The following is a 10,062-nucleotide window of genomic DNA, read 5'->3' on the forward strand; positions in this document are numbered from 1 at the left end:
GACACAATGCCCCCACCCGCTGTTTTGTGCCTACTGACGGAGGACCCGCTACCCGCCGTTTTGGATGCCGCGCTATCGTTGGTGGGCGCTGATCGCGATTACAAGGTCAGCCGGTGCTGCTGGTGCGCCCGCACCCGTAGCCTTTGAGGTTTCCTGACTATGTCCCTTGACCACACGGCCCCGCCCGCCGCACCCGGCCAGCGCTCGCCCGCGAGGCGGCTGCGGGCCTGGCTGGCGGCCAATGACTCCGGCCCCTGGCTGATCCTGGCCTGCTTCGTGATCCTGCTGCCGATCGCGGTGCCTCGCGTCGCCCTGAGCGATGAGGTGCAGTACTACGCCTACCTCCGCTCCGTCTACTTCGATCACGACCTCGACTTCCAGAACGAGTACACGCACTTCGCTGAGGAGGGCCGCCGATTCGGCGATGAGGCCGTCGCCAACGCGCTGCTGCGCGAGGACGCCGTCAACCCTAACCCAGACACCGGCCTGCTCCGCAATGTCGCCCCGGTCGGCTCGGCCATCCTCTGGTCGCCCGGCTTTGCCCTGGCCGACCTGGGGGTGATCATCGCGAACGCATTAGGCGCGGCGATCCCGAGGGATGGCTACAGCCGCCCCTATATTATGGCCGCCTGCTATATGTCGGCGCTCTACTGCCTGATCGGCCTCCAGCTCACCTATCGCCTGGCCCGACGCTACGCCGACGACTTCGCGTCCACCCTGGCGACCCTGACGGTCTTCCTGGCCTCGCCCCTGGTCTTCTATACCTACATCGTGATGCCGTGGTCGCACGCGAACGGGTTCTTCCTCTTCGCGCTCTTCCTGACGGTGTGGGGGCGTGGGCGGGATCGTGAGCGCGGGGTGGGCGTGTGGCTGCTGCTCGGCCTGATCGGCGGCCTGATGGTGATGACCCGCGAGCAGCTCGGCCTGCTGCTGATCATCCCGGCCCTGGAGGCGATTGGGCAGTATATAGCCCTGCTGCGCCGGCGGGACTGGCTGCGGGCGGCGTGGCTCCTGCTGCGCCACCAGGCCTTCCTTGGCGCGCTGGTGCTAACGGTCATCCCGCAGCTGCTGGCCTACCAGATCCTCAATGGACGGCCCGGCCCCTCATCGACGGTGGCCGGCAAGCTCAACTGGGCCAGCCCGCACTTCTTCGACACCCTGATCGACCCGGCCCACGGCGCCTTTCTCTGGAGCCCCGTGCTGCTGCTCGGACTGGCCGGCCTGCTCTGGCTCGCCCGCCGCGACCTGGCCATGGCCGGGATGCTGCTGGCCGCCTTCCTCGCCCAGACCTATATCAATGGCGCCTTCGGCACCACCTGGCACCTGAGCGGCTCATTCGGCTTCCGCCGCCTGATCGAGTGTACGCCGATCATCGTGATCGGCCTGGCCGCGCTGGTCGAGCGGCTGCGCCTGCGGGTGGGCGCGTGGCCGCTGCTGCTCGCCGCCCTGCTGCTGATCTACTGGAATGTCGGCCTGATCGCCCAGTGGACGATCGTGCGCCGGGCCGATGGCTTTCGCATGGGCCTGATCTGGGACAAGATGCTCTACTACCAGTTCGTCGAGGTGCCTGGCCAGGTGATCGGCAGGCTCTACGACCTGATCTTCAACCGCTGCAAGCTGATGACGAACCAGACCTGCTAGAAATGTTGAATGTTGAGTGTTGAATTGCTTTAGCATTCAACACTCAACATTCAACATTACAGCGCCTTCTGCCCCTCGCGGGTGCTGGCCAGGGTGCCCAGGTGGCAGGCCTCGCTCAGCGAGACGAGGTAGGGCAGGTCGTCGCCGTACTCGATCACGCTGATGCTGGCGTTCGTGACCCAGATCCGGTTGATGCGGTCCATGTCCATGCCCAGCGAGTCGGCGACGAGGATCTTCACGATCACATCGTGGGTGCTGACCAGGATGGTCTCATCCCGGTGCTTGGCGAAGGCCCGCTCCTGGAAGTCCATCGTGCGCTTGAGGACGTTGGAGAAGCTCTCGCCGCCGGGCATCTGCGAGCGGGTGGGGTGCTCGCGCCACTCGCGGAGGCCCTCGCTGTAGCGCGCGGTGATCTCATCGATAAACTTGCCCTCCCACTCGCCGTGGGAGATCTCGAGCAGCTCGTCGGCGTACTCGAAGGGCGTGGCGCTGTGGTGGGCGGCGATGGCCTGGGCGGTGCGGGCGGCCCGCTGGAGTCGGCTGCTGTAGATATAGTCGATCTGCTCGTTCTTCAGTCGCTCGCCGAGCGCCTCGGCCTGGCGCAGGCCCAGCTCAGAGAGGGCGGAGTCGGCCTGGCCTTGGTAGCGATGGATGCGGTTCCACTCGCTCTCGCCGTGGCGGACAATGATCATGCGCATGCTGCAAAGTCCTCGTGTGCTACGTGTCGATTGTAGGTGACAGATTGCAACGTGCAGCTCGCAGCCCCTCTGCAATCTGCAATTAACAATCTGCGATGGTTCGGGCAGGCGCTATTATAGCCGATGCCAGATACACCCACTCTCCGGGCTCGTGTATAATCCCCCTCATGCGGATCATTGATCAGCTTGCTGGAACATCATGAGCCATCGGCACACATTGGAGCCGCCGCCGCGCCGCAGGATCGACCGGCGGATGGGCTCGCTGATCGCCGCCTTCGGCTACGCCTTCGCCGGGCTCAAATACCTGGTGTCCACCCAGCGCAACGCCCAGATCCACCTGCTCGTCGGATCCTGCGCCGTGGCCCTCGGGGTCGCCCTCGGCCTTGAGCGCTGGGAGTGGCTCTCCCTCGTGTTTGTCATCACGTTGGTGCTGGCCGCCGAGGGTCTGAATACGGCCATCGAGGCCGCCGTCGATGTCGCCACCAGCGTCCGCCACCCGCTTGCCAAGGTTGCCAAGGATGTGGCCGCCGGCACCGTGCTGATCTGCGCCATCGCCGCCGTGATCGTCGGCTGCATCGTGTTTCTCCCGCACCTCCTGACACGATTGTAGATTGCAGATTGCAGATTGCAGATTGCAATCTACAATCTACAATCTGCAATCTGCAATCTGCAATCTGCAATCTGCAATTACTATGTGGCCACTCGTCCGACAGGCCCGCTACCTCGGCCGCTACCGTGAGATCGCGCAGGTGCTCGTCCATCACGGCTTCGGCTACTTCGTCGAGCAGCTCGGCCTGATCTCCCTGCTCTCGCTGCCGCGGCGGGTGGTGCTGCGCGTGCCGCCGACCCCGCCCCTCAGCAGCGCCGAGCGCCTCCGCGAGGCGCTGATCACCCTTGGCCCGACCTTCGTCAAGCTCGGGCAGGCGCTCAGCACCCGGCCCGACCTGGTGCCCGCCGAGTTTGTCCACGAGCTGGGCAAGCTCCAGGACACGGTGCCATCCTTCCCGAGCCATATCGCCATCGCCACCATCGAGGAGTCCCTCGGGCGGCCGATCAGCGATCTGTTCGCCAGCTTCGACCGCACCCCGCTGGCGGCGGCATCCCTCGGCCAGGTCCACACGGCCACGCTGCACAGCGGCGATCTGGTGGTGGTTAAGGTGCAGCGCCCCGATATCGCCGGGCGGATTAACACCGACCTGGCCATCCTGGCCGACCTCGCGGCCCTCGCTGAGGAGCGCTTCACCCTCGGCTCCCAGTATCGCCTGGTCGAGCTGGTCCGTGAGTTCACCATGACCCTGCGCGCCGAGCTGGACTACCGGCGCGAGGGGCGCAACGCCGATCGCTTCCGGCAGCTCTTCGCAGGTGCGCCCGAGGTGTACATCCCCAAGATCTACTGGGAGTACTCCGACTCGCTCGTGCTTACGAGCGAGCGGCTCTTTGGGGTGAAGATCAACGACCCGTCGGCCCTCGCTGATGCCGGGATCGATAAGGCGCTCCTGGCCCGCAGCAGCATGCAGGTCATCCTCGAGGAGATCTTCAGCTTCGGCTTCTTCCACAGCGACCCGCACCCCGGCAACTTCTTCGCCCTGCCCGGCAACTGCCTGGGGGTGGTGGACTTCGGGCAGGTGGGCAGCCTGGATCGGCCGACCACCCAGGGCCTGCTGCTGCTGCTGTCGGCCCTGGTCGACCACGACACGCGGGGGGTGCTGCGCGCCCTGGAGCAGCTGGAGGTGCTCTCGCGGCGGGCGATCACGCCGGGGCTGCGCCGCGACATGGAGCACTTCACCGAAGGCTTTGTGGATCGGCCGCTGAGCGACCTCTCGGCCCGCGAGACGATCGGCGAGCTGCTGGTGCTGCTGCGCCGCCATCAGATCAGCCTGCCCGGCCCGCTGGCGATGCTGCTCAAGGCCCTGGTGATGATGGAGGGCCTGGGCATGCAGCTCGACCCGAGCCTGGATGTCTTTGGCATCGCGCGCCCCTACGCCCAGCGTGCCATCGCCGAGCAGTTCTCGCCGTCGGCCCTCGGCGCGCGTGCGCTGAACCGCAGCCGCGCGCTGGGCGAGACGGCGCTGGAGTTGCCGCAGCAGGTCAGTGATCTGCTCCAGCGCCTGAACGACGGCGAGCTGAAGGTGCAGACCCGCGAGCTGGAGCTGCGCCGCCTGGGCGGGGCCATCATCGGTGCGGCGAACCGCCTCGCGGTGGCGCTCGTGATCGCCGCGCTGATCCTTGGTGTGGGGATGGTCTCGGTCGCCGTGGGCCTTGGCGGCTGGCAGGGCACCGCGCCGACGCTCCTCCTGACGGTGGGGGCTGTCGGCACGGTGCTCGGCGCGCTCATCCTGGGGCTGGCCCTGCTGCGCGGGCGGGAGTAGCCTGGCGAGCGGGGCTAGAGCAGGGCCTCCAGTCGCTCTACGTAGCCGGCGAGCACGCCGAAGGTCTCCTCGACCGGGGCGGACGAGGCCATATCGACCCCGGCCAGGCGCAGGGCGTCGAGCGGGTAGCGCGAGCTACCGGCCTTGAGGAACTGTAGGTAGCGATCAGCGGCGCCCTCCTCGCCGGCCAGGACGCCGCGGGCCAGGGCGTGGGCGCCCGAGATGCCGGTCGCGTACTGGTAGACATAAAAGTTTGCGTAGAGGTGGGTCGAGAACTGCATCCAGGTGCTGCCGACGCGCGGCCGATCGACCACCACCTCATCGCCGTAGCCCTCGCTGAACAGGTCGGCCATCAGGTCGATCAGGTAGGCCGCCGTGAGCGCCCCGCCGGCCTCGACGCGCTCGTGGATGGCCAGCTCGAAGCGGGCCAGGGTCGGCATGATGAAGAAGTAGCGGTGGAAGTTGGCCATCGCCTCCTCGATGATGGCGATCTGCTGGTCGCGCGCGGTGAGCTGCCCCAGCAGGTGGCTGCGCACCACGGCCTGGTTGAAGTTGGATGCCACCTCGGCCACGAAGAGCCCGTAGTTGGCGTAGACGAAGGGCTGGGTGGCGCGGGTGTGGTAGGAGTGCATCGAGTGGCCGAGCTCGTGGGCCAGGGTGCTCAGGCCGAAGATGTCGTCGTTGTAGCTCATCATGATGAAGGGGTGGGTGCCGGGCGCGCCCATCGAGAAGGCGCCGGCGCGCTTGCCCCGGTTTGGGTAGACATCCACCCAGCGCTGCTCGACCAGGCCGCGGCGCATGGCGGCCACGTACTCCGCGCCGAGGGGGGCCATGCCATCACAGATCCACTCCACGGCCTGGGCGTAGGGCACCTCCATGGGCGCGCTGGTGAGCGGGGCCTTGGTGTCGTAGACGTGCATCTCGCGCAGGCCGAGGGCCTTCCTGCGCACGCGCCAGTAGCGGTGCCAGATGGGCAGATGGGCCGTGAAGGTGGCGATCAGGTTGTGGAAGACCTCCAGCGGGATCTCGTTCGGGGTCAGGGCGGCCTCCAGCGAGGAGCCGTAGCGGCGGGCGCGGGCGGCGAAGACATCCTGCTTCACCCCGGCCGAGAGGCAGCTGGCCATGGTGTTGCGGTTGTCCAGGTGCGCGTCGGCGTAGCTCTCCCAGGCGCTCTTGCGCACCGCCGGGTCTGCGTGCGTAACGAGGGCATTGATCGTGCCCTGGGCGATCTCGTAGGGCTCGCCCGCCGAGTCGCGGGCCGGCGCGAAGCGCAGGTCGGCGTTGGCCAGGATGCCGTGGGTGGCCGAGGCGGCGGCGAAGGGCTCGCCGGCCTGGCGCAGCAGGGCCTCCACCTCGGCCGAGCGCACGTGGGCTGCGCGGCGGGCTAGCCGGGCGAAGTGGTGGCGGTAGTGGGCCAGCCGCGGCTCCTGCCCCGCCCACGCCTCTAGCGTCTCGCCGCCGATCGCCAGCAGCTCGGGCTCGCCGAAGGCCATGGCCGCGCCCAGGCGTGCGGCCAGGCTCTGGGCGCGGTCGGTCTTGGCCTGGGCCGCCGTGTCGGCCGTGTCGACGGCGTAGAACATGCGCGCGTAGACGCCCACGTGCCCGGCGCTGCGCAGCAGCACCTCGGCCAGGGCCAGGTAGTCGGCGAGCACGGCGGGGTCCTCGGCCAGGCGGCCGGCGTAGGCGGCGATCTCGGGGATGCCGGCCTCGACAGAGGCGATGGCGGCCTCCCACGCCGCGTCATCGGCGAAGACGCTGTGGGCGTCCCATGTGTATGCGGCGGGCACCTCGCTGCGTGTGGGGACGGTCTGGGCCATGGGGGCTCTCCTTACATGTGCGATTGCAGATTGCAGATTGCAGATTGCAGATTGTAGAGCGCAGATTGGGAGCGGCGGATTATCGCCTGGCATTGTACCATCGGGCGCGGGCGTGCCCTCAGCTTCGCACTTGGCCTGAGTCGCACAACGATAACGGAGAATCGTTAACTGTTGATGGCCCGTGCGGCGGGCCATTGCCCATCACGACGCGCTAAAGCTCGCCCGCGTAGAGGGTCTGGCTGGCTCGCCCACATGACGTGGTAGTTCAGAGTTTGAACTATAGCGATATAATCGCGCCAACCACCGCCTGCACAGAACGAGGAGATTGAGGATGGACGCGAACCCGGAACGCCTGAACATGGGGCGCACGCTGAAGATCGGCTCATTTCACATCGGCTCAGCACTCTCGGACATCCTGCTCTCGGCGGTCTGGAACCGCATCCTGATCAGCAACTTGGGGCTGCCGGCCGGGCCGGTGGCCCTGCTCGCGGCGCTGCGCTACCTGCTGGCCCCGCTGAGCATCTGGGCGGGCGACAAGTCGGACAAGCAGCCGATCATGGGCAAGTACCGCCTGCCCTATATCTGGGGCGGCCGGGCTATGATGGCCCTGGGTCTGCTGCTCATCCCGCCGTCGACCATGCTGCTGGCCGAGAGTCCGGGGTCGCCGCTGGGCTGGCTGCTGGCCACGCTCTGCTTTGTGATCTGCGGCGCGGGGACGCTGATCTCGGGCAGCCCCTACCTGGCGCTGCTGCGCGACAGCGCGCCGCCGACGAAGCGCGGCCAGGCGCTGAGCATCGCCCAGATCATGCTGCTCTTCTCCTTCTCGCTCGCGCCGGCCCTCTACGGCGCGCTGATCAAGGACTATGACCAGGCCAGCCTCTGGCGTGCGGTGCTGGCCGGCGTTGTCCTGGCCCTGCCGTTCTGGTTCTTCTCGCTGCTGGGCGAGGACCGCCACGCGCCGGTCGCGATGGCCACGGAGGAGCAGCTGCCCCTGCGCCAGGCGATGGGCATGATCTGGGGCGACCCGCGCGCGCGGAACTTCTTCTTCTTCCTCTCGCTCGGCATGGTCAGCGTGTTCGCCCAGGACGCCATCCTGGAGCCCTTCGGCGGCGATGTCTTCGGGCTCGATGTTGGCGCGACCACGCGCTGGAACGCGGTATGGGGCCTAGCGGTGCTGGTGTCGATGGTCGGCGGCACGATCATCACACGCAAGCGCGCCCCCCACCAGCAGGTCGGCACCACCCAGCTGGGCCTCGTGCTGACGATGATCGCCCTGGCGCTGCTCGGCGTCGTGGCGATCCTGAATAGTGAGGCGGCGATGCTGCCGGTGCTGGCGATCTTCGGACTCGGCTTCGGCATCCAGACGGTCGGCACGATCAGCCTGCTGATGGCGATGACCTCGGATAAGCACGCCGGCACCTACCTGGGCCTGTGGTCGCTGGCCCAGCTGGTCTTCCGGGGCGTCGGTATGGCGCTCGGCGGCATCATGCGCGACGCCGTGCTTGCGCTGAGCGGATCGTACACGCTGGCCTACGGCTCGGTGTTCTTGCTTGAGGCGGTCGGCCTTGCGGCGTGTATTGGGCTGCTGCTGCGGGTCGATGTGGCGGGGTTCGCGCGGGGCGAGCCGCCGAGCACCCACGAGCGTATCGCGGCGCTCGCCGACGGGTAGCGCCGCCGCTGGGCTGCGGCAACGCCGCAGGTGCCCCGAAATTTCTTGTGCAGCGCCGCGCTGCTGCGCCCCGACGGCTACGGCCAATCACCATGATCATAGGGACAGACCACTAGCCGCCGACCGGGCTGAGGTAGAAGAAGCCCATGGCGATGATCGCATACACCGCCAGCAGCTGCGCGCCCTCCAGCCAGTTGCTCTCGCCGTCCACCGAGATGATCGTGGCGATCAGCACCGACAGGGTCAGCGCGGCCACCTCCATAATGCTGAAGAAGAGCGTCATCTCGGTGGGGGCGACAAGCAGGCTGACGAAGACCAGCAGCGGGGCCACGAAGAGCGCCACCTGGGTGCTGGAGCCGAGCGAGATCGCCAGCGAGAGGTCCATCTTATTCTTCCACGCCATCTGCACGCCGACGATATGCTCGGCCACGTTGCCGACCAGCGGGATGATGATGATGCCGACAAAGAACTCGCTCAGGCCGAGCGCCTCGACCGTCGGCTCGACCGCGCCGACCAGGAACTCGCTGAGGAAGACGATCGCCAGGGTGCTGGCGGCCAGCACGCCCACTGCGGTGGGCACATTCCACTTCGCCTTGTGCGGCGCCTCGCCCTCTCGGTGGTCATCGACGCCGGTCGGCCCGCCCACCCCGCGCTCGGGCTGCTGGAACGAGAAGACCAGGCTCAGCACGTAGAGCAGCATCAGGATAGCCGCCACGCCCAGGCTCAGCCCGTTCAGCGCCGCGTCGTTGGCCTGGGTGCTGAAGACGTTCAGCTGACCAATACTGATCTGGCGCAGCACCTCGAAGATCGTCGGGATGGCCAGCCCGATCACGGCCAGGGTCATCATCGAGGCGCTGACCCCGGTGGCCTGGCGGTCGAAGCGCTGGATGCCGTGGCGCAGCCCGCCAAAGAACAGGCTGGCCCCCATGATCAGCAGCAGGTTGCCCAGGATCGATCCGGTGATCGATGCCTTGACCAGCTCGAACTTGCCGGCCTGGAGGGCCACGATGGTGATGATCAGCTCTGCCGCGTTCCCCAGGGTGGCGTTCAGCAGGCCGCCGATCTTCGGGCCGGTGTGGACAGACAGCTCCTCAGTGGCCTCGCCCAGGTAGCCGGCCAGCGGGACGAGCCCCAGGCAGCAGACGGCGAAGAGCAGGATGTCATTCTTCAGCGCCGGCACAAACTCCAGCAGGAAGGCCGCTGGCACGAACACCATCATGTAGCGCAGCCACTTCATGCCTTGTCCTTCGGCTCTTTCTTCTTCAGGCTGAGGAAGTACGCCAGGGCCGCGATCACTAGGGCCACGGCGGCCCCGGGGCTGAGCAGGTCGAGCTGCCCGTCCCAGGAGATCACCTGGCCGAGGAAGAGCACGCCTAGCACCACGATCACCACGCCGATCAGCTTCTCCTTGAGGTCGTCCAGGTCGTGGATCTCAAGCCAGTGGGGCAGCGGGAGCGTGTCGTCCACAAACAGCTCGTAGAGGCCGACGGCGATCACATAGAGCACCGTGCCAAGCAGGAACAGGTCGACCAGCTCGATCGCCGCGAGCAGCAGGGACTTGGCGCCCTTCGAGCTCACCTCATCGGTGAAGGCGTGCAGGATCACCTGGACCGTCTCGACCGCGCCATAGATCAGCAGGGCCGTCGCCGCGAAGAAGATACAGATCACCGGAATCAGCGCGATGTAGCGCGTCGCCGCCAGAAAGCGCCGCATGCATTCCCCCATACGTAATTGCGAATGTTCCGAGAAAGTGTAAAGGAGCCCACGCCGCTTGTCAACCATAGATGCTGGTGTCTGTGGTGGGGGGCACGAATCTTCGTGCAAAGGTGGCCATGGCGGGCGGCTGAAGCCGCGTCGCCGGGGCGCTG

The 10,062-nt window shown here is 67.1% G+C and carries 8 protein-coding genes; 4 read left to right on the plus strand and 4 right to left on the minus strand.

Going from position 1 to position 10,062, the window contains the following annotated elements:
- Positions 1 to 159: 159 nt before the first annotated feature.
- On the plus strand, positions 160 to 1,641 hold the full coding sequence (locus K2Z83_RS15220; protein WP_255604017.1) for a hypothetical protein: 1,482 nt from the start codon (positions 160 to 162) through the stop codon (positions 1,639 to 1,641).
- 56 nt (positions 1,642 to 1,697) lie between these two features.
- Here the strand turns inward: K2Z83_RS15220 and K2Z83_RS15225 are convergent, their stop codons facing one another.
- Positions 1,698 to 2,339 (minus strand): histidine phosphatase family protein, encoded by a 642-nt coding sequence (locus K2Z83_RS15225; RefSeq protein ID WP_220596040.1) that lies wholly within the window; start codon positions 2,337 to 2,339, stop codon positions 1,698 to 1,700.
- A 199-nt stretch (positions 2,340 to 2,538) separates the two neighbouring features.
- On the opposite strand from K2Z83_RS15225, the gene K2Z83_RS15230 reads away from it, so the two are divergent.
- Both K2Z83_RS15230 and K2Z83_RS15235 read left to right on the plus strand, forming a co-directional pair.
- On the plus strand, positions 2,539 to 2,949 hold the full coding sequence (locus K2Z83_RS15230; protein WP_255604018.1) for a diacylglycerol kinase family protein: 411 nt from the start codon (positions 2,539 to 2,541) through the stop codon (positions 2,947 to 2,949).
- 1 nt (position 2,950) lies between these two features.
- A complete protein-coding gene (locus K2Z83_RS15235; RefSeq protein ID WP_255604019.1) occupies positions 2,951 to 4,708 on the plus strand; it encodes an AarF/ABC1/UbiB kinase family protein in 1,758 nt (585 codons plus the stop codon).
- Positions 4,709 to 4,722: 14 nt separating this feature from the next.
- Here the strand turns inward: K2Z83_RS15235 and pepF are convergent, their stop codons facing one another.
- Positions 4,723 to 6,525 (minus strand): oligoendopeptidase F, encoded by a 1,803-nt coding sequence (pepF, locus tag K2Z83_RS15240; RefSeq protein WP_220596041.1) that lies wholly within the window; start codon positions 6,523 to 6,525, stop codon positions 4,723 to 4,725.
- A gap of 331 nt (positions 6,526 to 6,856) precedes the next feature.
- Between pepF and K2Z83_RS15245 the strand changes: the two genes are divergently transcribed.
- Positions 6,857 to 8,194, plus strand: a complete 1,338-nt coding sequence (locus K2Z83_RS15245) for a BCD family MFS transporter (RefSeq protein WP_220596042.1) — start codon at positions 6,857 to 6,859, stop codon at positions 8,192 to 8,194.
- 112 nt (positions 8,195 to 8,306) lie between these two features.
- Here the strand turns inward: K2Z83_RS15245 and cax are convergent, their stop codons facing one another.
- Both cax and K2Z83_RS15255 read right to left on the minus strand, forming a co-directional pair.
- The gene (gene cax, locus K2Z83_RS15250; protein WP_220596043.1) at positions 8,307 to 9,431 is read right to left on the minus strand and encodes a calcium/proton exchanger; all 1,125 of its coding nucleotides are present in this window, start codon (positions 9,429 to 9,431) and stop codon (positions 8,307 to 8,309) included.
- Positions 9,428 to 9,907 (minus strand): YqhA family protein, encoded by a 480-nt coding sequence (locus K2Z83_RS15255; protein WP_220596044.1) that lies wholly within the window; start codon positions 9,905 to 9,907, stop codon positions 9,428 to 9,430. The genes cax and K2Z83_RS15255 overlap by 4 nt, the downstream gene beginning before the upstream one ends.
- Between the last annotated feature and the right edge of the window lie 155 nt (positions 9,908 to 10,062).

This window comes from Oscillochloris sp. ZM17-4 (assembly GCF_019599295.1).
Classification (GTDB): domain Bacteria; phylum Chloroflexota; class Chloroflexia; order Chloroflexales; family Chloroflexaceae; genus Oscillochloris.

Coding starts and splice junctions, on each gene's coding strand:
- K2Z83_RS15220 (WP_255604017.1), top strand. CDS start 160: ATGTCCCTTGACCACACGGCCCCGCCCGCCGCACCCGGCCAGCGCTCG.
- K2Z83_RS15225 (WP_220596040.1), bottom strand. CDS start 2,339: ATGCGCATGATCATTGTCCGCCACGGCGAGAGCGAGTGGAACCGCATC.
- K2Z83_RS15230 (WP_255604018.1), top strand. CDS start 2,539: ATGAGCCATCGGCACACATTGGAGCCGCCGCCGCGCCGCAGGATCGAC.
- pepF (WP_220596041.1), bottom strand. CDS start 6,525: ATGGCCCAGACCGTCCCCACACGCAGCGAGGTGCCCGCCGCATACACA.
- K2Z83_RS15245 (WP_220596042.1), top strand. CDS start 6,857: ATGGACGCGAACCCGGAACGCCTGAACATGGGGCGCACGCTGAAGATC.
- cax (WP_220596043.1), bottom strand. CDS start 9,431: ATGAAGTGGCTGCGCTACATGATGGTGTTCGTGCCAGCGGCCTTCCTG.
- K2Z83_RS15255 (WP_220596044.1), bottom strand. CDS start 9,907: ATGCGGCGCTTTCTGGCGGCGACGCGCTACATCGCGCTGATTCCGGTG.